The 21,203-nt window shown below is 70.8% G+C and carries 20 protein-coding genes, 1 tRNA gene and 1 pseudogene; 10 read left to right on the forward strand and 12 right to left on the reverse strand.

Features of this window, described 5'->3' with window-relative positions:
- Positions 1-529, forward strand: a 529-nt coding sequence (locus MFF55_RS04945; protein WP_283206703.1) for a UDP binding domain-containing protein, incomplete at its 5' end; no start/stop codon positions are given.
- Positions 530-559: 30 nt separating this feature from the next.
- On the opposite strand, the gene MFF55_RS04950 is transcribed toward MFF55_RS04945, so the two are convergent.
- The 3 genes from MFF55_RS04950 to MFF55_RS04960 all read right to left on the reverse strand — a co-directional run bounded on the left by MFF55_RS04950 (position 560) and on the right by MFF55_RS04960 (position 1,833).
- Complete coding sequence (locus MFF55_RS04950; RefSeq protein ID WP_238242973.1) at positions 560-1,105, reverse strand: hypothetical protein; 546 nt, start codon at positions 1,103-1,105, stop codon at positions 560-562.
- Between the two features lie 99 nt (positions 1,106-1,204).
- A tRNA-Ala gene (locus tag MFF55_RS04955) sits at positions 1,205-1,280 on the reverse strand.
- A 160-nt stretch (positions 1,281-1,440) separates the two neighbouring features.
- Positions 1,441-1,833 (reverse strand): TIGR02300 family protein, encoded by a 393-nt coding sequence (locus MFF55_RS04960; RefSeq protein ID WP_238242974.1) that lies wholly within the window; start codon positions 1,831-1,833, stop codon positions 1,441-1,443.
- Between the two features lie 240 nt (positions 1,834-2,073).
- Here MFF55_RS04960 and aroA point away from each other — a divergent pair, with 240 nt between their 5' ends.
- Both aroA and cmk read left to right on the forward strand, forming a co-directional pair.
- Entirely contained in the window at positions 2,074-3,423 is a 1,350-nt protein-coding gene (gene aroA / locus MFF55_RS04965; protein WP_238242975.1) for a 3-phosphoshikimate 1-carboxyvinyltransferase, read from the forward strand.
- 6 nt (positions 3,424-3,429) lie between these two features.
- A complete protein-coding gene (gene cmk, locus MFF55_RS04970) occupies positions 3,430-4,062 on the forward strand; it encodes a (d)CMP kinase (RefSeq protein WP_238242976.1) in 633 nt (210 codons plus the stop codon).
- Positions 4,063-4,172: 110 nt separating this feature from the next.
- On the opposite strand, the pseudogene MFF55_RS04975 reads toward cmk, so the two are convergent.
- Positions 4,173-4,718: pseudogene (locus tag MFF55_RS04975) on the reverse strand (3'-5' exonuclease); the annotation flags it as partial.
- The gene (ligA, locus tag MFF55_RS04980; RefSeq protein ID WP_238242978.1) at positions 4,715-7,195 is read right to left on the reverse strand and encodes an NAD-dependent DNA ligase LigA; all 2,481 of its coding nucleotides are present in this window, start codon (positions 7,193-7,195) and stop codon (positions 4,715-4,717) included. The pseudogene MFF55_RS04975 and the gene ligA, both read right to left, overlap by 4 nt.
- 192 nt (positions 7,196-7,387) lie before the next feature.
- Between ligA and msrQ the strand changes: the two genes are divergently transcribed.
- The 4 genes from msrQ (at position 7,388) to MFF55_RS05000 (ending at position 10,353) form a co-directional block, all read left to right on the forward strand.
- Positions 7,388-8,275: a protein-methionine-sulfoxide reductase heme-binding subunit MsrQ gene (gene msrQ, locus MFF55_RS04985; RefSeq protein ID WP_238242979.1), complete on the forward strand. Its 888-nt coding sequence runs from the start codon at positions 7,388-7,390 to the stop codon at positions 8,273-8,275.
- Between the two features lie 72 nt (positions 8,276-8,347).
- A complete protein-coding gene (locus MFF55_RS04990) occupies positions 8,348-8,665 on the forward strand; it encodes a hypothetical protein (RefSeq protein ID WP_238242980.1) in 318 nt (105 codons plus the stop codon).
- Positions 8,666-8,714: 49 nt separating this feature from the next.
- Entirely contained in the window at positions 8,715-9,269 is a 555-nt protein-coding gene (locus MFF55_RS04995) for a Uma2 family endonuclease (RefSeq protein WP_238242981.1), read from the forward strand.
- A 70-nt stretch (positions 9,270-9,339) separates the two neighbouring features.
- Positions 9,340-10,353, forward strand: coding sequence for an adenosine kinase (locus tag MFF55_RS05000; protein WP_238242982.1), 1,014 nt, complete (start codon positions 9,340-9,342; stop codon positions 10,351-10,353).
- A gap of 236 nt (positions 10,354-10,589) precedes the next feature.
- On the opposite strand, the gene MFF55_RS05005 is transcribed toward MFF55_RS05000, so the two are convergent.
- On the reverse strand, positions 10,590-11,309 hold the full coding sequence (locus MFF55_RS05005; protein ID WP_238242983.1) for a Tim44/TimA family putative adaptor protein: 720 nt from the start codon (positions 11,307-11,309) through the stop codon (positions 10,590-10,592).
- A gap of 338 nt (positions 11,310-11,647) precedes the next feature.
- On the opposite strand from MFF55_RS05005, the gene secB reads away from it, so the two are divergent.
- The 3 genes from secB to MFF55_RS05020 all read left to right on the forward strand — a co-directional run bounded on the left by secB (position 11,648) and on the right by MFF55_RS05020 (position 13,899).
- Complete coding sequence (gene secB / locus MFF55_RS05010; RefSeq protein ID WP_238242984.1) at positions 11,648-12,163, forward strand: protein-export chaperone SecB; 516 nt, start codon at positions 11,648-11,650, stop codon at positions 12,161-12,163.
- A 108-nt stretch (positions 12,164-12,271) separates the two neighbouring features.
- Positions 12,272-13,297, forward strand: a complete 1,026-nt coding sequence (locus MFF55_RS05015) for a hypothetical protein (RefSeq protein ID WP_238242985.1) — start codon at positions 12,272-12,274, stop codon at positions 13,295-13,297.
- 116 nt (positions 13,298-13,413) lie between these two features.
- Complete coding sequence (locus tag MFF55_RS05020) at positions 13,414-13,899, forward strand: DUF3429 domain-containing protein (protein WP_238242986.1); 486 nt, start codon at positions 13,414-13,416, stop codon at positions 13,897-13,899.
- 1 nt (position 13,900) lies between these two features.
- Here MFF55_RS05020 and MFF55_RS05025 read toward each other — a convergent pair whose 3' ends face one another.
- The 6 genes from MFF55_RS05025 to secA form a co-directional block, all read right to left on the reverse strand.
- Positions 13,901-14,488 (reverse strand): Smr/MutS family protein, encoded by a 588-nt coding sequence (locus MFF55_RS05025; RefSeq protein ID WP_238242987.1) that lies wholly within the window; start codon positions 14,486-14,488, stop codon positions 13,901-13,903.
- Positions 14,485-15,693 carry a murein transglycosylase A gene (gene mltA / locus MFF55_RS05030; RefSeq protein WP_238242988.1) on the reverse strand — a complete coding sequence of 403 codons (1,209 nt, stop codon included), beginning with the start codon at positions 15,691-15,693 and terminating at the stop codon, positions 14,485-14,487. Before mltA ends, MFF55_RS05025 begins: the two co-directional genes overlap by 4 nt.
- A 96-nt stretch (positions 15,694-15,789) precedes the next feature.
- Positions 15,790-16,851, reverse strand: coding sequence for a methyl-accepting chemotaxis protein (locus tag MFF55_RS26950; RefSeq protein ID WP_306421381.1), 1,062 nt, complete (start codon positions 16,849-16,851; stop codon positions 15,790-15,792).
- 57 nt (positions 16,852-16,908) lie between these two features.
- Positions 16,909-17,460, reverse strand: coding sequence for an MCP four helix bundle domain-containing protein (locus MFF55_RS26955; protein ID WP_306421382.1), 552 nt, complete (start codon positions 17,458-17,460; stop codon positions 16,909-16,911).
- Positions 17,461-17,801: 341 nt separating this feature from the next.
- On the reverse strand, positions 17,802-18,221 hold the full coding sequence (locus MFF55_RS05040; protein ID WP_238242989.1) for a GNAT family N-acetyltransferase: 420 nt from the start codon (positions 18,219-18,221) through the stop codon (positions 17,802-17,804).
- A gap of 8 nt (positions 18,222-18,229) precedes the next feature.
- The gene (gene secA / locus MFF55_RS05045; protein WP_238242990.1) at positions 18,230-21,130 is read right to left on the reverse strand and encodes a preprotein translocase subunit SecA; all 2,901 of its coding nucleotides are present in this window, start codon (positions 21,128-21,130) and stop codon (positions 18,230-18,232) included.
- Between the last annotated feature and the right edge of the window lie 73 nt (positions 21,131-21,203).

The following is a 21,203-nucleotide window of genomic DNA, read 5'->3' on the forward strand; positions in this document are numbered from 1 at the left end:
CATCCTGGCGCTGGTCAAGACCGCCCAGGATGCCGGTACGCCGGTGCGGCTCGTCGAGACGGTGGTGGCGGTCAACGAGAGCCGCAAGCGCGCCATGGCCCGCAAGGTGATCCAGGCCTGCGGCGGGTCGGTCCGAGGTAAGACGATCGCGATCCTCGGCCTCACCTTCAAGCCGAACACCGACGACATGCGCGACGCGCCCTCGCTCGCCATCATCGCGGGGCTGCAGGACGGGGGCGCGCGCATCCGCGCCTACGATCCGGAGGGCATGGATCAGGCCAGGCCGCTCCTGCCCGACATCACGTACGCCGAGGATGCCTATGCCTGTGCGGAGGGCGCGGACGCGCTCGTCATCGTGACCGAGTGGAACGCCTTCCGGGCGCTCGATCTCGCCCGGCTCGGCGCGGTGATGGCAAGCCGCATCCTGGTCGACCTGCGCAACGTCTACCGGCCCGAGACCGTCACGCGGCACGGCTTCCACTATGTCGGGATCGGCGTGCAGGGCCTGACCGAGCCCGGTGCCGGCTGAGCGCCGGCCACGGCACCCGGGCTTGGCGGATCAGCCACCGGACGAGCCGGGCCCGAGGACGGCGCCGAGATAGATCTCCGCGACCTCGCAGAATGGAACGCCCTCGGCGCTCGACAGAACGGCATCGATCGCCAGTAGGGCTTCGTCCGGCCCCGGTAGAGTCCCGTCCTCAGGCCGAAGCGCGCGGAAGGAGAGGTTGCGTCGCGTCGGCGCGAGGGCGTGCACCACATGCCCGAAGGGCGCGTCGGTCTGCGCCAGGACCGCGTTCATCGCGGGCGTCAGCCGGGAAGGCACGTACCAGTTCTCGGCCTCGGAGAGGACGAGGCCGCCGAAGGTGAGGCGCACGCGCCGGTAGCCGATGGCCTCCTCCGGGCCGACGTCGAGACGGTCGCGCTGGATGGTCGTGGCGGCCCTTTCCGGGCCGGGGACGGGACGAGCGCGAATCGGAGGGCTGCCAGCAAAACCCCGCTCGAGGCACCAGGCTTCCAGCACGGCGGTGGCGGAATGGCCGCTCAGGAGCCGCTCCGTCAGGACCTCGATCGCGTCCGTCGCAAACCCATCGGCCGGCGGACGCATCGTGCTCGGCCCTCGCGTCATCGGAGCAGGTGGCGATCGCGGCAAGACGCCCCCCAAGGATGGCGCCGGGAGTGCCGGATCAGGATCGAAGGAGGAGAATGGTGGAGCCTAACGGGATCGAACCGATGACCTCTTCCATGCCATGGAAGCGCTCTCCCAGCTGAGCTAAGGCCCCACATTCTCATACCGCGGCGAAAGATGCCTACGGTCTTCGTCTTCGCCGTCCACCGCGAGGATGCCCGGCGGAGGCGGTTCTATATGCGCGGCCACGGCCGGACTCAACCCCCCGGCGCCGACGGCGGCCCGTTTTTTTGCCGCCGAAGCGGTGGCCGGGCTCAGGTCTCCTCGTCGTTCTCGATGTCGCCGTCGATGAGGTCGGCCACGTCGTCGTCGCCGGTGTCCTCCTCTTCGAGGAAGGTGTCGTCGGCATCGCTCGAATCCGCATCGGCATCGTCGGCCACGGGATCGGCATCGTCCTCGGCTGCCTCGACCTCGTCGAGGGAGACGATCTCGGGGCCGCCCTTCTCGAGGTCGGCATCGTCCTCGTCATCGGCGGGAGCCGCGGCGGCGCGCGCGGCGAGCGCAGGGGCGGCGACGCGGCCCGAAGCGGCAACCGCCTGGTAGATCGTGCCGCATTTCGGGCAGGTCGCCGGGTCGCGATCGAGGTCGTAGAACTTCGCGCCGCAGCTCATGCATTGACGCTTCATGCCGAGTTCCGGTCTGGCCACGGGCGAAAACCTTTGCGCTGCGATCTTTGTCAGGGGAGGCGCCCCGTTAGTCGGGCCGCGCCCTCCTGTCAAATACCGGAAATGCCCGGCACGGAACGGGTTTTGCGGGCCGGTCCGCGCTGGCGTCGCCCTCCTCGGATGACGGCGCGCCGCCTGCGTGATAACCGGCGCCCAGCCCATCGGCCGACCCGTCCGCACACGCGGGCCTGAGGACGGCCCTGACACCGAAAAGTCGTCGCCTTGTCTCACGCCTCCGAACCTCAACCCCTCACCGCCCGGTCGGGGCCGCCCCTGCGAGGCTCGCTGCGGCCGCCGGGCGACAAGTCGATCTCGCATCGCGCCATGATCCTGGGCCTCCTCTCCATCGGCGAGACCCGCGTCGAGGGCCTGCTCGAGGGCGACGACGTCCTGCGCACCGCCTCGGCCGCCAAGGCGCTCGGCGCCGGCATCGAGCGTCTGGGCGAAGGGCGCTGGCGGGTGCGCGGCGTCGGGATCGGCGGATTGTCGGACCCGGCCGAAATCCTCGATTTCGGCAATGCGGGCACGGGCTCGCGCCTCATGATGGGGGTCGTCGGCGGCCAGCCCGTCACCGCGACCTTCGACGGCGACGCTTCCCTCCGCAAGCGCCCGATGCGGCGCATCCTCGACCCGCTGCTCAGGATGGGCGCGCAGGTCGTGAGCGAGGAGGCGGGCGGGCGCGTGCCGCTCACCCTGCGGGGCCCCCGCGAGGCGATCCCGATCACCTACGAGACGCCCGTCGCCTCGGCGCAGATCAAGTCGGCGGTGCTGCTCGCGGGGCTCAACGCGCCGGGCACCACGACCGTGATCGAGGCCGCCGCCACCCGCGACCACAGCGAGCGGATGCTGCGCCTGTTCGGCGCCGAGGTCGCGGTGACGCCCCACGGCGCCGACGGGCACGGCCGCGCCGTCGCGCTCACCGGTCAGCCGACCCTGCGCGGCACCGACGTGATCGTGCCGGCCGATCCCTCCTCGGCGGCCTTCCCGCTGGTGGCCGCCCTCATCGTCCCGGGCTCGGACGTGATCATCGAGGGTGTGATGATGAACCCGCTGCGCACCGGGCTCATCACGACGCTCTTGGAGATGGGCGCCGAGATCGAGCGGCGGAACGAGCGCGACGAGGGCGGCGAGACGGTGGCCGACCTGCATGTCCGCGCGAGCCGCCTCAAGGGCGTCGACGTACCGCCCGAGCGGGCGCCCTCCATGATCGACGAGTACCCCGTCCTCGCGGTGGCTGCGGCCTTCGCCGAGGGGACCACCCGCATGACGGGCCTCCACGAGCTGCGGGTCAAGGAATCCGACCGCCTCGCCGCCGTGGCGGACGGGCTGCGGGAGAACGGCGTCCGCTATGCGATCGAGGGCGACGACCTCGTCGTCGAGGGCGACGGCCGGGCGGCGCGGGGCGGCGGCACCGTGGCGACCCACCTCGACCACCGGATCGCCATGGCCTTCCTGGTCATGGGCCTCGCCACCCGCGAGCCCGTGACGGTCGACGACGGCGCCATGATCGCCACGAGCTTCCCGAGCTTCCTGCCGACGATGCAGGCGCTCGGCGGCCGTATCGCGGGCTAGAGGAACATGCCGATGGTCATCGCGATCGACGGGCCGGCGGCCTCCGGCAAGGGCACCCTGGCGCGGCGCCTGGCGGCGCATTACGGCCTGCCCCATCTCGACACCGGCCTGCTCTACCGGGCGGTGGCGCTCACCGTGCTCGATGCCGGCTACGACCTCGACGATTCCGCGGCCGCGACCCGCGCCGCCTCGAGCCTGATCGCCGACCGTCTCGCCGACCCGCGCCTGCGCGACCGGGCGATGGGCGAGGCGGCCTCCCGCATCTCCTCCGTGCCGGCCGTGCGCGCCGCGCTGCTCGCCTGGCAGCAGCGCTTCGCCGGAACCGCGACGGGCGCCGTCCTCGACGGCCGCGACATCGGCACCGTGGTCTGCCCCGATGCGCGGGTGAAGCTGTTCATCACGGCCGCGCCCGAGGAGCGGGCCCGGCGGCGGCACCTCGAACTGATGCGCCGCGGCGAGAACACGACGCTCGCCGCGATTCTCGACGACATCCTCGCCCGCGACGCGAGGGATTCCGGCCGCAGCACGGCGCCGCTGCGCGCCGCCGAGGACGCCGTGGTGCTCGACACGACCGAGCTCGACGCCGACGAGGCCTTCGAGGCCGCCCGCGCCGTGGTGGACCGGCTACGCTCGCACTGAGCGGACCGTCGTGCGCATCCCCTCGCCCCACCGAGAGGGGAGGGGAAGCAAGCGCACTCGACCGAGCGATCCCATCGCAAAAGCTCTCAGGCGGCGTCCCTGACACCGGTCCTGACCTGGGCGAGCCCCAGCATCCGCCGCAGGTGAGGAACGTCCTGCGCCGCCTGCGCCCGCACGGCCGCCAGAGCGATCTCGGCGCAGGCATAGGCGTCCTCGCCCGCATCGTGGTGGGCGAAGCGGATGCCGAGGCGGTCGGCGACCTTGCTCAGGCCGCAGCCGGCCGGGTTCGGGAAGACGCGCCGCGCGACCTGCAGGGTGCAGAGATGCGCGAAGGCGGGCACCGGCAGGCCGTAGGCGGCGAGCGTGACCCGCAGCACCCCGAGGTCGAAGCTCGCATTGTGCGCGAGCACCAGCCCTTCCGCGAGATCGTCGAGATAGGGCGCCATCACCTCGGGGAAGGCGGGCAGGTGGCGCACGTCGGCCGGCCGGATGCCGTGGACGCGGATGTTGCCGGGCGAGAAGCGCAGTTCGGGCGGCCGCATCAGGTGCGATTCGCGGCGGATGACGGCGTCGCCCTCGATCCAGGCGAGCCCGACGGCGCAGGCGCTGTCTCGGCGCTCGTTGGCCGTCTCGAAATCGATGGCGATGATCGTCATGATCCCGCCTCCGCCACGAGGGCGAGCCAATCGTCCTCGCTGACGACCCGGACGCCGTGCTTCTCGGCATCCTTCAGCTTCGAGCCGGCGCCCGGCCCCGCCACCACGAGGTCGGTCTTGGCCGAGACCGAGCCCGAGACCTTGGCGCCCAGGCGCTCGGCGACCGCCTTGGCCTCGCTGCGGGTCATCCGCTCGAGGGAGCCCGTGAAGACCACGGTCTTGCCGGCGAAGGCCGTTCCGGCCGCGGCCGCGACCGTTTCGGTCTGGACCTCGTCGAGGAGCGCGCGCACGGCGGCGTCGTTGTGGGGCTCGGCGAAGAAGGCGATGAGCGAATCGGTCGCCACCGGGCCGATCTCGCCGTCATCGGCGAAGAGGCGGTAGGCGTCGCCGGGCCGCTGCGAGGCCGCGCGCCCCAGGGCGGCCTCGGCTTCGGCCAGCCCGCCGTAATGGTCGACCAGGCTGGCGCGCTGAGCGCTCGTGAGCCGCGCGCGCAGACCGGGTGACTCGGACGGGGGCTCCGCGCCCTCCTCCGGTTCGGCCGCCTCGGCGGACTCGTCCGCGAAGCCCGATTGCAGCAGGCGGTCGCGGGTCGTCGGGCCGATACGCGGGATCGCGGAGAAGGCGAGCCAGTCCGGCCCGGCCTGGGCCTGCGTCGCCTCGGCCAGCGCCGCCATCAGGCTCGGCATGTCCGGGAAGCGCTTGGCCAGGGCCTTGGCCGTCGACTCGCCGATCTGCGGGATGCCCAGGCCGAAGAGGAAGCGGTTGAGGGGGATCTTGCGCCGGTTCTCGACCGCGGCGAGGAGGTTCTTGATCGCCTTGTCCTCGTCCTCGCCCTTCTTCTTGGCCGGCTTCTTCGGCGGCTCGCCCTCCGCGCGCCTGGCGGCCGACAGGGCTTCGCGGCGGGCCACGATCGCGCCCTTCAGCCGGTCGAAGTCGAGGCGGAACAGGTCGGCGGGCTGGCGCACCACGCCCGCCTCGAACAGGACCTCGATGTAGGTCTCGCCGAACCCCTCGACGTCGAGCGCGTTGCGCGAGACGAAGTGCTTGAGGCGCTCCATCCCCTGCGCCGGGCAGATCAGGCCGCCGGTGCAGCGGCGCACGGCGTCGGACTGGCCGGTGCGGGGGTTCACGGCGCGCACCGCCCGGCTGCCGCAGGCGGGGCATCCCGTCGGGAAGGCGTAGGGCTGGGAATCGGCCGGGCGCTTCTCGATGACGACGTCCATCACCTTCGGGATGACGTCGCCGGCCCGCTGCACGATCACGGTATCGCCGACGCGGATGTCGCGTCCCTCGCGGATCGGCTCTCCGTCGCCGCCGATCCCCTGGACGTAGCCCTCGTTGTGCAGCGTCGCGTTCGAGACCACGACGCCGCCCACCGTCACCGGCCGCAGCTTGGCGAGCGGGTTGAGCGAGCCCGTGCGCCCGACATTGATGACGATGTCCTCGACGAGGGTGAAGGCGGTCTGCGCCGCGAACTTGTGCGCCAGCGCCCAGCGCGGGGCCCGGCTGACGAAGCCGAGGCGGCGCTGCAGGCCGAGGTCGTCGACCTTGTAGACGATGCCGTCGATGTCGTAGCCGAGATCGGCGCGCTCGGCCTCGATGGCCCGGTAATGCGCGAGCATCTCCGCGGCGCTCGCGCAGAGCCGGGTCCGCGCGTTCACCGGCAGGCCCCAGCGGGCGAAGGCGGCGATCATGCCGGCTTGGGTGTCCGCCGCCAGGGTCGACATCTCGCCCCAGGCATAGGCGAAGAAGCGCAGGGGCCGCGAGGCGGTCACCGACGGGTCGAGCTGGCGGAGCGAGCCGGCCGCGGCGTTGCGCGGGTTGGCGAAGAGCGCCTTGCCCGCGGCCTCCTGGCGGGCGTTGATCGCGGCGAAATCCGCGTGGGAGAGGTAGATCTCGCCGCGGATCTCGCAGATCGCGGGCACGTCGGCGCCCTTCAGCTGCTGCGGGATGTCGGCGACCGTGCGGGCATTGGCGGTGACGTCCTCGCCGACCTCGCCGTCGCCCCGCGTCGCCGCCGTGACGAGGCGGCCGCCCTCGTAGCGCAGCGACAGCGAGAGCCCGTCGATCTTCGGCTCGGCGGTGAAGGCGAGCGGCGCCGTCTCGGGCAGGGCGAGGAAGCGCCGCACCCGGGCGACGAACTCCTCCACCTCCGTGTCGGCGAAGGCGTTGCCCAGCGAGAGCATCGGCACCGCGTGCCGGACCTTGGCGAACTTCTCCGAGGCCTTGGCGCCGACCGAGGCGCTGGCCGCGCCGGTGCCGGCAAGCTCGGGGAAGCGCGCCTCGATTCCCTCCAGGCGGCGGCGCAGGGCGTCGTATTCCGCGTCCGAGATCGCGGGCGCATCCTCGCCGTGATAGAGCCGGTCGGCCTCCGCGATCTCGGCCGAGAGCGTCGCGTGCATGTCGCGCGCCGCCGCGGGCGTCAGGTCATCTTGCAGGTCGTCTTGCAGGTCGTCTCGGATGTCGGAGCTGGGCATGGACGCGCTTCGTGTCGGAACCGGCCGACCTCATACAGCATCCGGGCCCGCCTGATCAGCGCCCGGGTGCGGCGGTACACCGCTTGCTCGTAACCGAACGCCGCATCCCGCGAAGGTGAAGGATCGGACGGGCTTGCCCCTCGTTCTGCCCCAAACCCGCCGCCCTATATGCGGCCTGAACCGACTGACGACATGCCCCCTGCCCTCGCCTTTCCCTGGCGCGACCGCGCCGGCCGCTTCTCGGCCCTGAAGCTCGCGACCTTCGTGCTCGCGCTGGCGCCGGGCCTTTGGCTCGCGGGCGCCTACGCCCTCGACGCGCTGGGCGCCAAGCCGATCACCGCCCTCACCCACGGCACCGGCGACTGGGCGATCCGCTTCCTGCTGCTCTCGCTCGCCGTCACGCCCCTGCGGCGGATCGGAAACTGGCCCCGGCTCATCCTTGTGCGGCGCATGCTCGGACTGACGGTGCTCGCCTACGCGCTCGCCCACCTCGCCCTCTACGTGGTGGACCAGAACTTCATCCTGTCCAAGGTGGTGAGCGAGATCGCCCTGCGGATCTACCTGACGATCGGTTTCGTCGCGCTGCTCGGCCTCGTCGTGCTCGGGCTCACCTCGACGGACGCGGCCATCCGCCGGATGGGGCCGGCCTGGAACCGGCTGCACATGCTCGTCTACGGCATCGCGGTGCTGGGGATGATTCACTACTTCCTCCAGACCAAGATCGACGTCTCGATGCCGGTGTTCTGGACCGGGCTGCTCCTCCTCCTGCTGGGCTGGCGCGCGATGCAGCGCTTCGGGATTGCGACGAAACCGCTGACGCTCCTCGGGCTCGCCGTCGCTACGGCGGTCCTGACGGCGCTTCTCGAGGCGGCGTGGTACGGAGTGAAGAGCGGCGTTCCGGCCGCCGCCGTGCTCGGAGCCAACCTCGAATTCGCCTACAGCATCCGGCCGGCCTGGTGGGTGCTCGCCTGCGGCCTCGCCCTGCCCGTGGTGAATCTGCTGCGGCCCATGCCGGCGCGGCGGAACCCGGAGCCGCGCCCGGCCGTCCGGCCCGCGCAACCCGCCCTCGCCGCGGAATAGACGCCCGCTTGCGGCCGGCCGCCGCCTCCCGCACAAGCCCGGCGGCAGGTTCCGCACCGGGAGGTTTCAGCGATGGCCCGAATTCTTGTGCTGCCGACGGTCCTCATGGCGCTGGCGGCGCCCGCTCTCGGGGCCGAATGCACCCGCCCCGAGCCGCCCGCCGCCTCGCTTCGCCCCGCCAAGCCGCCCTTGCCGGCAAAGCCCCCCTGCCTCGACGCCAAGGAGGGCTGCCCGGGCTGGGAGGCCTACAGCTACAACGACGCGATCAAGGCCTACAACGCGCAGGCCCAGGCCTTCCGGCCGCTGGCGGAGGCCTACGTCAAGGCGCTGAACGCCTACGTGAAGGCGAGCGCGGATTACGCGCAATGCGAGGTGAAGGCGCTGCAGTAGAGCGGCCTGGGACCTTCGCGCTCGCAGGCGCGCGTGGTACTCTCCGATCATGAGCGTGCAGCCCAAAGCCCGCATGACCGTCGACGAGTTCCTGGCCTGGGCCGAGCACCAGCCCGGCCGTTACGAGCTCGTGAATGGAGAGGTCTACGCTATGTCGCCGCAGCGCGCGCGGCATGCCCGAACCAAGTACGTCATCCAGGCAGCGTTGGAGAGGGCGATCCGCGAGCGCGGACTCCCCTGTCGGATGCTGCCCGATGGAATGACGGTGCGGGTCGACCGATCGACCGCCTACGAGCCGGACGCCCTCGTCTATTGCGGCAATCCCCTCGATGGAGAGGCGATCGAGGTGTCCGAGCCGGTGATCGTGGTCGAGGTCCTGTCCCCCAGCACAGGCAACGTCGATACCGGCGAGAAGCTCGCAGGCTATTTTCGCGTCGCCAGCGTCGTGCACTACCTCGTCGTCGACCCGAAGAACCACATGGTCATCCATCACCGACGCGGCGCGGAGGACCTGATCGAGACCCGCATCGTCTCCATCGGTACACTCGATCTGTCGCCACCCGGCCTGAGCCTGTCGCTGGACGAGATCTTCGCCGATCTCTGAACGGACCTCCCGCTTGACCCTTGCCTGGGCCGATGCGACAGGCCCGGCACCATCCAGCGCCGGAGCCCGCATGTCCGCACCCCTCGATCTGCTCGTCCTGGGCAACGCCATCGTCGACGTCATCGCCCGGACCGACGAGGCCTTCCTCGCCGCGCAGGGGGTGCCCAAGGGCGCGATGCAGCTCATCGACGAGGCCCGCGCGGAGGAGCTGTTTTCCGCGATGGGACCGGCGACCATCATCTCGGGCGGCTCCGGCGCCAACACCGCCGTGGGCGCGGCCTCGCTCGGCACGAAGACCGGCTTCATCGGCAAGGTCCGGGACGACGAGCTCGGCGGCCTCTTCGCCCACGACCTTGCGGCGACTGGCGTCGCCTTCTCGGTTCCCGCCGCCACGGACGGCCCGGCGACCGCCCGCTGCTTCGTGCTGGTGACGCCGGACGGCGAGCGGACCATGAACACCTATCTCGGCGCCTGCCAGGGCCTCTCCCCGGCCGACGTGGACGAGGCGACCGTGGCGAGCGCCCGCGTCGTCTACCTCGAGGGTTATCTCTGGGACCCGCCCGCCGCCAAGGACGCCTTCCGCGAAGCGGTCGGCATCGCGCATGGGGCCGGCCACGCCGTGGCCCTAACGCTCTCCGACGCCTTCTGCGTCGGGCGCTACCGGGACGAGTTCCTGGGGCTCCTGCGCGACGGCAGCATCGACATCCTGTTCGCCAATATCGGCGAGCTGCAGAGTCTCTACGAGACGAACGATCCGGAGGCCGCCCTCAAGGCCCTGCGCGACGAGCGCAACGCCCGCGGCCTGCACCTGCTCGGCATCGTCACCCGCTCCGCGGACGGCGCCATGGTGGTGAAGGGGGGCGAGATCCGCGCCGTCCCGGCCTCACCGGTCCAGGAGGTGGTGGACACCACCGGCGCGGGCGACCTCTTCGCGGCGGGCTTCCTCGCCGGTCACGCGCGGGGCCTCGACTACGTGGCGAGCGCGCGACTCGGCGCCCTGGCGGCGGCGGAGGTGATCGGCCATATCGGCGCCCGCCCACAGGCGGATCTCGTTGCGCTCGCCAAGGCGCAGAAGATCCTGTGACGTCGATTCGGGCCTGAGGCTTCGAACTTCCATTCCGCCCTTCCCCGGACGGGTGGAGCGAAGCGGACCCCGATCCGGGGCCCAGCACGAGAAGCCGCGAAGCGTCCGAACCCTGCGCCTTCAGCCATGAGCCGCTGACGCGGCACTCATTCGCCGGATCCTGGATCACCCTTCGCTGACGCCCCAGGCGTCCGGGAAAGGACAGAACGACCAAACGAAGATCGGACCAGCGTCCCTCAGGCGCCCGCCTCGGTCGCCACGAGCTGCCAGTTCGGGTCACGGGTGCCGAGCGTGCGGGCGAAAGTCCAGACGTCGGGGACCTCGACCACGGCCTCGGCGCTGCCGTCGATGACCGCGCCGTCGCTGTTGCGGGTGGCCGTGATCAGGTTCGAGAGGAAGCGCACGGTGATCTGGGCGACGCGATTCTTCACGTCCACCGCGACGATCTCAGCCTTATCGAGGGAGACGAAGGTGGTCTCGACGGTCTCCCGCCGGCCCTCCCGCTCGGTGATCTCGCGCTCGAAGCCCTCGCAAACCTCCCGCGAGAGGAGCGCGCGAAGGGTCTTGCGGTCGCCCTTGGCGAAGGCGATCACGATGGCCTCGTAGGCGCTCTTGGCGCCCTCGATGAATTCGCGCGGATCGAAGCTCGGCTCGACCTCGATCACGGATTCGAGACCGCGGGCGACGGGCGAGCCGGGCTCGGCGATGCCGCGCCAGTCGCGGGCGGCCGGTCCCGCCGCGGACGCCTGTGGCGCCACGCGATCGGCGCCGGGCAGGCGCACGACGTTGTCGCCCTCCTTGCGGGAGGCCGTCGGCTCGGTGCGGCTGCGATCCACCGGCTTGAAGGGCGACCGTTCCGCGCCGGTCTTCTGGCCCAGGACCGAGCGCAGGCGCCAGATCACGAACACCGCGAGCGCGAGGAAGATCAGGGTCGTAACGTCGAAACTGTCCTGCATCACCGATCCGATCGTGGCCGTCGCACGCTCAACGCTTGTTCGAGAGGAGGTTCGCCCCTCGCACCGGCGCCCTTTAGCCTAGAGCCGCGCAAGGATCGAGCCGGAGAATCGTGAGGGGACCCGCGATCCGTCCGGCATATGGGGCGTGGTGGCGACGGTATCCAGGCAAGCCTCCGCGGGCGCGAAACGCAAGGGGCACGGCGTCGATTGGCGTGCGGCGCGGCGCTTGTTCGCACCGGGCGAGCATGATAGCGCGCTCATCCATCGGCTCCGGCCCGCGGCGAGTTCATGCCGCCCCCGAGCGCAGACGCGCATTTCTCCAGAGAGGACGACCCGTCATGGCCGACACCCCGGCACCGAACGGCAACGGCGGCGGCGCCGCGCAGGGCGAGGACCAGGTCCCGTCGATCAACGCGCTGGCGCAATATGCCAAGGACCTCTCCTTCGAGAACCCGAACGCCCCGCGCTCCCTGCAGCCGCAGGAAGGCGGTCCGCAGATCAACATCCAGGTCAACGTCAACGCCAAGCAGCTGGCGGAGGTCGATTTCGAGGTCGAGCTGACCCTCGAGGGCGATGCCAAGATCGCCGGCGAGGTCCTGTTCGCGTTCGAGCTGCACTATGCGGGCATCTTCCGGATGCGCAACATCCCGGCCGACCAGCTCCACCCGGCCGTGATGATCGAGTGCCCGCGCCTGCTCTTCCCCTTCGCCCGCCAGATCGTGGCCGAGGCGGTGCGCAACGGCGGCTTCCCGCCCCTCTACATCGACCCGATCGATTTCGTCGGCCTCTACCGTCAGAAGGCGATGGAAGCCCAGGCCGCCGGCGAGGGTACGGGCGCTCCGCTGGCGTCCTGAGCCGCCTCGACGCGGCCTGCGGGAGGCGCTCGGCGCGGCGGGGTTCCCTCCGTCCCGAGGGCTGCTCTGGGCCGTGACCAGGATTGATGCCGGGCTTACGCTGCCCTCATGTCCGGCCCTGCGTCGAACGCCGTTCTCCCCGAAGATCTCCGGTCCGTGATCGAGCGGATCGGTGCGGATCTCGACCGGGGCTGGGTGTCGCCGTGGCTCCTGGCCAGGGCAATGGCGGGTCTCGACGCCGTCGCGCCCGGCAACGTGATCAGGGTGGGACGCGAGATCCGCGACGCCGCCGGCCTGTTCTGGACCAGGGTTCCGGCCTACCAGCCAAGAGGTCGATCCCACGGGGACGTCCTCGCGGGGCTGCCAGGTCTCGAATACCTGTTCCTGTTCCACGCTGACGGGCACTTTCGGCAGGCCGCCCTCGACCGGTTCCGCGGCGGAGCGAGGAACGCCTTCGCCTTCGTCGCCATCGCCTACAGGCTCAACGACTGGGCTCCGCCGGTGCGCGAGGCCGCCCAGGCCTGTGCTTGGCGGGTCTTTTCGCAGACCGATCCTCGCATCGCGGCGAGGGCCTGCGTCTTCCTGCTGCGGCGGTCCCGGCACTGGCAGCGCTGGGCGAATCATACGGCTGCGCTTGATGCCATCTTCGCCCGGGCAGACGTCACGTCCCATCTCGTGGAGATCATCGGCCGCGCGACCACCGGCCCGATGGGCCGCCTGCTTCAGGCCGCCGCTCGTCAGCCGGCGCTGGACCCTCACCTGCCCGATCTCGCGAGGCGGGCCGCGCTCCCGGTGGTGAGGGCTGACGCCCTGCGGATGCTAATCGCCGGGCGGGCGACCTGGCCGATGGGCTTCGAGCGCCAATGGATCGACAAGCGCTACGGGCTCAGCCGCCGCGTCGCGGTCCTCGGCGGCCGGGACATCGCCCGCTCCTGCCCGCTGGAGGAACTCGTCGCCCTCGGAGCGGCCGACCGTGCCATCGCCGTGAGACGCGCGGCGGCCGACGGTCTCGTCGCGCACCGGGCGCGCCTCGCCAACGTCGACGCCGTCATCCGCATGCTCGCCGACGACGCCAGTCCCTCGATCAGGGAGCGAATCGCCTTCGTCGTGAAGGAGCGGGCCGGCGCGTCCTGAACGCCCGGGGAGCCCGCCCTCGCATCCGGGGCGTCACGCCGTCGCTGAACCGCGCCAGGAACCCAGCCTATGCCCGCCGGTTTGCCCGGAAACCGGCACAGGGAACCGTGATCAGGATGCAGCAGGACGGACGCAGGATCACCGTCACCGAACGCCCCGGCGTGCCCTGGTTGGCGGTGCTGTTCGGCTACGGGCCGATGCTTCCGCTCCTGGCAGGAGCGGCAGGGGTCTGGTGGTGGCGGGGCGAGACCGGCGGGACGATCCAGCAGGTGACGCTGCTCTGGGCCTCGGCGATCCTGCTGTTCCTCTCGGGGGTGCGCCGGGGCTTGAGCTTCCGCACCGAGGGCGGCGAGACCCTGGCGCAGATCGCCACCGTGCTCGCACTGTTCGGGCTCGGCTTCCTCGCCCTCCTCGCCCAGGCGTTCGGGTACACCGTGCCCGCCCTCGTCCTTCTCATCCTCGGCTTCGCCGCCATCGCCGTGCTCGACCCGATCGCGGCCGCCCGGGGCGAGGCGCCGCTTTTCTTCGCGCGCCTGCGCCCCCTGCAGATGCCGCTGGGGATCTTGGGCCTCGCCGCGCTCCTGACCCTGCACTACGCCTGAATCAGCGCCGGCGCAGGCGCACGTAGAGGGCACCGGCCCCGCCGTGATGGCGGGCGGCCTCCTCGAAGCCGAGCACCACGGACCGGAGCTCGGGCGCGCGCAGCCAGTGCGGGACGGAGCGGCGCAGGACGCCGCGCTCGGAGAAGGGATCGTCGGCGCCCGCCCCGCCCTTGCCGGTCACGACGAGGACGTGGGTGTGCCCGGCCGCGCGGCAGCGCATCAGGAAGTGGGTCAGCGCGCCGTGCGCCTCGGCCTGGTACATGCCGTGCAGATCGAGCCGGGCATCGACCCGGAGGGCGCCGCGGCGCAGGGCGATGCGGACGCGCCGTTCGAGGCCGGGGGACGGCGGAGGCGGCGCGACGACGGGCGTCGGCGGCGGGCTTGGCTTGACCGTGACGCGCCTGCGCGGCGGTTTTGGCGCAGGCAGCGCAGGTGAGGAGGACGGGACGGTCTTCGCGGCCGGCGGCTCCAGCTCGGCCTCAGGTTGCGGCGAGGCCCGTCCGCGCAGGGGCGTGATGAGCTGCGCGACGGCGCTCCAGAGGCGCGCATCCTCGCCCGAGAGGCCGCGCGAACGGCGGGGCGGCCTCATCGGGCTCCGCCGGGGGGCTTGGGCAGCAGCACCACGAAGCCGACCGCGTCCCGCAGATTGCCCGCGACGACACCGGCGGCCGCGCCCGTGCCGAGATAGAGGTCGCCCCGGGCCGGGCCGACGATGGCCGAACCCGTGTCGGCGGCCACGACCAGACGCCCCGGCCCGGTCTCGCCAGGCAGCGCCCCCTCCAGCCAGAAGGGCAGGCCGTAGCGCCAGAGGTTGGCGTCGACCGCGAGGCTGCGGCCGGGCGTCAGCGGAACCCCGGCGGCACCGGGAGGCCCGAGCCCCGGATCCGCGATCTCGGCGAGCCGGAAGAAGATGTAGGAGGCGTTCTTCCGCATCAGCCGGCGCGCGTCGGCCGGGTTCTCCCGCAGCCAGCCCGTCCAGCGGGCCAGCGTCAGACCTTCCAGCGGCAGGTGCCCCTCGGTGACGATGAGCTTGCCGATCGAGGTATAGGGGCGGCCGTTGCGGCCGTCGTAGAGCACGCGCAGGCTGCGGCCATCGGGCAGGCGCACCCGGCCCGAGCCCTGGACCTGGAGCACGAAGAGGTCGACGGCGTCGCGCAGGTAGAGGAGAGGACGCGCCCGCTCGCCCAGGGCGCCGTCCTCGATGGCGGCACGGTCCGGATAGGGCTCGAGCGCCTCCCCGACCTTGCGGGCGGCGCGCAGGCCCGGGTCAAGCCCGGGCCGGGTCTCGCCGGGCTCGAGCGGGACGAGGTCGTCGGGACGGGCGAGAACCGCGGCCGTGAAGCCGGGTCCCGGTTCGAGGGAGCCCGCAAGCTCCGGCTCGAAATAGCCCGTCAGGAAACCGGCTCGGCGCAGCGGCTCGGTGCCGGTCGCCGGGCGGACGATCCGGTAGGCATCGAAGGCCTCGCGGAAGAAGGCGCCGGCCGCCTCGGGCGCGAGGTCCCTCGCCCGGGCGCAGGCGGCGGCGAGGTCCTCCGCGGAGCCGGCGGCCGTGATCGGGATCGCGACCGGCGGCGCGGCGCAGACCCGTCGGAACGCGTCGAGGGCGGCGGCCGGGTCGGGTCCGGGGAAGCCGGGCAGCGCCGTCGCGGCGACGGGCTCCAGCACGGCGTCGCCCACGCGCGGGGGCTCGGCGGCGACGGCCCCCTGCAGGCAGGACAGGATCGGCACCGCACGCAGCGCCAGCCGTCGCGCGGCCCGCGCGAGGACGGGCTTCATGGTCGCAATCCCGATCATCGGCAGGTCCTCAAGCCGAGGCCGACCCGCCTATCCCGCCCGCCGCCGCGCGACAATCCCTGCAGGGTTCGGGGGCCGAACCCGGTTGCCCTTCCCTCACGCGGTGCGGACCGTGGCGAGAAACCCCGTGACTTGCGAGCCCAGACGCTCGGCCTGCCGCGACAGTTCGGAGGCCGCGGACAGAACCTGGCCCGCCGCGGCGCCCGTGCTCGCCGCGGCATTCGCCACCCCCGAGATGTTCATGGTTACCTGGCTGGTTCCCGTCGCGGCCTGGGCCACGTTCCGCGCAATCTCCTGGGTTGCCGCACCCTGCTCCTCGACGGCAGCCGCAATCGTCGTAGCCGCGGTGCTCATCTCCTGCACGCGGGTCGTGATGCCCTCGATCGCCGCCACCGCATGATCGGTGGCGCCCTGGATGTCGCCGATCTGACGCGAAATCTCCTCGGTGGCGCGGGCCGTCTGGTTCGCGACTTCCTTCACCTCCGTGGCCACGACAGCGAAGCCCCGCCCCGCCTCGCCGGCGCGCGCCGCCTCAATGGTCGCGTTGAGCGCCAGCAGGTTGGTCTGCGAGGCGATGCTGGAGATCAGGCCGACCACCTCGCCGACCTTGGCGGCACTCCGGCTCAGGGCCTGCACGAGGGCGGCCGTCTCGGCGGCCTGCGTCACGGCTGCGGCCGCGAGTTGTGCGGAGCCGTCCACCTGCCGGCCGATCTCCTGAACCGAGGAGCCGAGCTCCTCGGCCGCGGCCGCGACGGTGCTGACGTTCGAACCGGCCTCTTCGGCGGCGATGGCGACGTTGGTCGATTGGCTGCTCGCCTCCGCGGCCGTATCCGTCATGAGCTTCGCGGTCGCCTGCAACTCCGTGGCCGATGAGGAGACCACGCCGACGATGCCGCCGACGCTCTGCTCGAAGCGATCTGCCATCTCCCGCATCGCCGTCTTGCGCTGCACCTCGGCGCTCGCCCGGGCCAGGGCCGTCTCTTCTTCCAGCGCGCGGCTCCTGATGAGATTGTCCTTGAACACCTGAACGGTCGCCGCGATCGCACCGACTTCGTTGTTCCGGTCGCCATAGGGGACCTGTGTGGCCGCATCGCCGCCCGCCAGGCGCCTCATGACCGTGACGAGCCTATCGATGGGGCGGGTGACGCCGAGGAGCACGAAGATGATCCCCGCCACTCCGCCGAGAAGCGCTTAGGCACAGAGCAATCCGGTCAGCTACAAGGAACTTCTGTACGTCTTCGCGGCATCGGCGACGGCCTTGTCACTCCCTCGCAGATTCAGGGCCGTGTCCTGCTCAATGAGATCGAGGGCGGCATTGAAGATGGGACGGGAGGCGTCGAACGCCTGAGCCGCGCCAAGCTTGTCGCCGGCTGCCGCCGGGGAAGCCAGCTTCGCGCGGACGGCCATGTAGGCGGCCCACTTCTCCTTGAAGCCGTCCCACAGGGCTTTCTCCTCGGGGCTGGCGATCAGCGGCTCATATTGGGCCATCCCGTTCGCGAGATCCTGGAGACGGCCGGCGCTCGTCTTGTCCAGTTCGGGCGCCGGCTCCAGGCCAGTGACGTAGCGTGCATCGACCAGGCGCAGGCGCGTGACGCGATACTTGATGTCCCCAAGCCACCGCACGCTGGGCAGCCAGTTGCCGGCGACGTCGATCGCGTTTGCATTGATCGCCTGCAGCCTCGTCACGGCGAGCACGCCCTGACCCGCAATGGCCATGCAGAGCGCAAGAAGTACGCCGACGAGAATTGCCTTGATGCTGAGACGCATGACTGGAGAAATCCGGTTGTGGACAATCCTTCTTGAGATCGGTTATTTCCCTTAACAGCGCCTTTCCGTCTCATGATTGCAGAGCAATTTCGCCAGTCGTGATCGATCGTTCCGCAGCACGGCGTGCGCTCGCCCGAGGTGGCTCACGACGACCAATCTCGCTGCCGGCATGGTTCCTGATGATGAGAGGCGAGTCCTGCGAGGGGCGACGGCCGGAAGGAGTTGCAGGGTAAGGCGCAGAAGCAGGCGGTTCGGCGCTTCACCGCTGCAACCAATACGAGTTCGCCCCGGCCACCTCCCGGGTCAGGAGCGTGCCGGCCTCTGCCCAAGTCATCGGGCGCTCACCCCCGCGGCGCGTAGCGGAACGCGTCGGTCACCCGCGGCATCGCGATATGCTCGTAGAAGGAGACGGCATCCGGGGCGGCGGTGAGGAGCAGGCTCGCCGGGCCGATCGCCGTACGGGTCTCCTCGATGAGGCCGCGGCCGATGCCGTGGCCGTGGAGGCGGCGGTCGACGGCGAGGTCGGCGAGGTAGGCGCAATAGGCGAAGTCGGTCAGCGTGCGGGCGACGCCGACGAGCTGGCGCTCCGGCGTGTAGGTCCGCGCCGTGATGACGAGGTCGGCCGCCCGCAGCATGCGGTCGAGCCGCTCCAGGTCGTCGGCCGGCCGCCGCACGGCGAGGCCAGACGCGATCAGGACGCGGCGGAACTCTTCCGCGCTCAGATTCGCCTCGATGCCGAAGACGATCCCTCCGGGAGCCATGCCGTCCCTCACGCCGAGAGGCGGCCGTGGCAATGCTTGTACTTCTTGCCCGAGCCGCAGGGGCAGGGCTCGTTGCGGCCGACCCGGCCCCAGGTACCCTCGTTCTCGGGATCGCGCTCCAGCACCGCGGAATCCGCCGACAGGCCCTGCGCGGCGTAGCCGAGCGCCGGCCCGGCGCCGCCGACGCTGCCCGTGCCGCGATCGGCATATTCCATCTCGTTCTCGCCCGTGACCGGATCGAGGTGCTGGGCGAACATCGGCGGCAGGGCGGGGGCGGAGGTGTAGGGGTTCTCACCCTCGCCTTCCGGCTGCTGGTACATGATCTCGATGCGCGAGAGCTGCTGGGTCACCTGCTCGCGCAGGTTTGCGACGAGGCCGTTGAAGAGCTCGAAGGCCTCCGACTTGTACTCGTTGAGCGGGTCGCGCTGGGCGAAGCCGCGCCAGCCGATCACCTGGCGCAGGTGGTCGAGGGTGACGAGGTGCTCGCGCCAGAGATGATCGAGGCTCTGGAGCAGGACCTGCTTCTCGACATAGGTCATCAGCTCGGGCGTGTTCTTCTCGACGCGCGCCGCATAGGCCTCGTCGGCGGCCTTGCGCAGGCGCTCGCGCATCTCCTCGTCGGCGATGCCCTCTTCCTTGGCCCAATCCTCCACCGGCGCGTCGAGGTTGAGCACGCTCGTCACCCGCTCGCGCAGGCCCTCGACGTCCCAGCTCTCGACATAGGCGTTCTCGGGCATGTGGACGGCGACCATGTCGTCGATGACGCCGTGGCGCATCTCGTCGACGGTCTCGCGCACGCTCTCCTGACCCATGAAGTCGCGGCGCTGCTCGAACACGACCTTGCGCTGGTCGTTCATGACGTTGTCGTATTTGAGTACGTTCTTGCGCATGTCGAAGTTGCGCGCCTCGACCTTCTGCTGGGCCTTGGCGATGGCCTTGTTGATCCAGGGGTGGATGATCGCCTCGCCCTGTTCGAGCCCGAGCCGTTGAAGCATGCCGTCCATGCGGTCGGACCCGAAGATCCGCATCAGATCGTCTTGCAGCGACAGGTAGAACTTCGAGCGGCCGGGATCGCCCTGGCGGCCGGAGCGGCCGCGGAGCTGGTTGTCGATGCGGCGCGACTCGTGGCGCTCGGTGCCGATGATGTAGAGGCCGCCGGGCAGCGGATTCTTGCGGCCGGCGGCCGGATCGGCGGGCTCGCCGGAGGCGAGGACCTTGGCCCGGTTCTCCTCGATCTCGGCCTTGATCGCGGCCGCCCTGGCGTCGCGCTCGGGGCCCTCGGGGATGCCGGCGAGCTCCTTTTCCAGGCGCATCTCGATGTTGCCGCCGAGCTTGATGTCGGTGCCGCGGCCGGCCATGTTCGTGGCGATGGTGATGGCGCCGGGCACGCCGGCCTCGGCCACGATATAGGCTTCCTGCTCGTGGAAGCGGGCGTTCAGGACCGCGAAGGTCTTCGTCACCTTGCCCTCGCGGGCCGCCTTGTAGACGTCGGTCAGCGCGTTCAGGTCGGAGTAGTCCAGCGCCTTGAAGCCGGCCTTGCGCAGGAGGTCGGCCAGGTGCTCCGACTTCTCGATCGAGCCGGTGCCGACGAGGATCGGCTGGTGGCGGGCATGCGCCTTCTCGATTTCGGCGATGATGCCGTCGTACTTCTCGCCGACCGTCCGGTAGACCTCGTCGTCCTCGTCGACGCGCTCGACCTCCTTGTTGGTCGGGATGTCGACCACTTCGAGCTTGTAGATCTCGGCGAACTCGTCGGCCTCGGTCGAGGCGGTGCCGGTCATGCCCGCGAGCTTGGAATAGAGGCGGAAGTAGTTCTGGAAGGTGATCGAGGCCAGCGTCTGGTTCTCGGGCTGGATCGTGACCCGCTCCTTGGCCTCGAGCGCCTGGTGCAGCCCTTCCGAGTAGCGCCGACCCTGCATCATGCGGCCGGTGAACTCGTCGATGATCACGACCTCGTCGTTCTTGACGATGTAGTCCTTGTCGAGCGTGAACAGGGTGTGGGCGCGCAGCGCCTGGTTCACGTGGTGGACGAGGGAGACGTTGTGGGCGTCGTAGAGGTCGCCCTCCTTCAGCAGATCCGCCCCGCGTAGAAGGTCCTCGATGAACTCGTTGCCGCTCTCGGTGAGCGAGACCGTGCGCTGCTTCTCGTCGAGGTCGTAATGCTCCTTCTCGAGATGCGGCATCAGCGCGTCGACGGAGACGTAGAGCTCCGAGCGGTCGTCGACCGGGCCTGAGATGATGAGCGGCGTGCGCGCCTCGTCAATCAGGATCGAGTCGACCTCGTCCACGATCGCGTAATTGTGCCCGCGCTGCGCGAGCTGGTTCAGCTCGTACTTCATGTTGTCGCGCAGGTAATCGAAGCCGAACTCGTTGTTGGTGCCGTAGGTGATGTCGCAGGCATAGGAGTCCTTGCGCTGCTCGTCGTCGAGCCCGTGCACGATGGTGCCGACGGTGAGCCCCAGGAAGCGGTAGACCCGCCCCATCCACTCGGCGTCGCGCGAGGCGAGGTAGTCGTTGACGGTGACGACGTGGACGCCCTTGCCGGCGAGCGCGTTGAGGTAGACGGCGAGCGTGGCCACCAGCGTCTTGCCCTCGCCGGTCTTCATCTCGGCGATGCCGCCCTCGTGCAGCACCATGCCGCCGATCATCTGCACGTCGAAGTGGCGCTGGCCGAGCACGCGCTTGGCCGCCTCGCGCACGGTGGCGAAGGCGGGCACCAGGATGTCGTCGAGGCTCTTGCCGGCGGCGAGCTCGGCCTTCAGCATGTCGGTGCGGGCGCGGAGCTGGTCGTCGGAGAGCGCCGCGATTTCGGGCTCAAGCGCGTTGATCGCGGCCACGCGCGGCCGGTAGCCCTTGACGCGCCGGTCGTTGGACGAGCCGAAAATCTTCTTGGCGAGGGCACCGAGCATCGTGAACCTGCGGTCGATAGAATAAGTCTGAGCGGCGTGTTGGGCCGGGCTTATAGAGGTAAATATCCGGCGA

The organism is Methylobacterium iners, from assembly GCF_022179305.1.
Taxonomy (GTDB): domain Bacteria; phylum Pseudomonadota; class Alphaproteobacteria; order Rhizobiales; family Beijerinckiaceae; genus Methylobacterium; species Methylobacterium iners.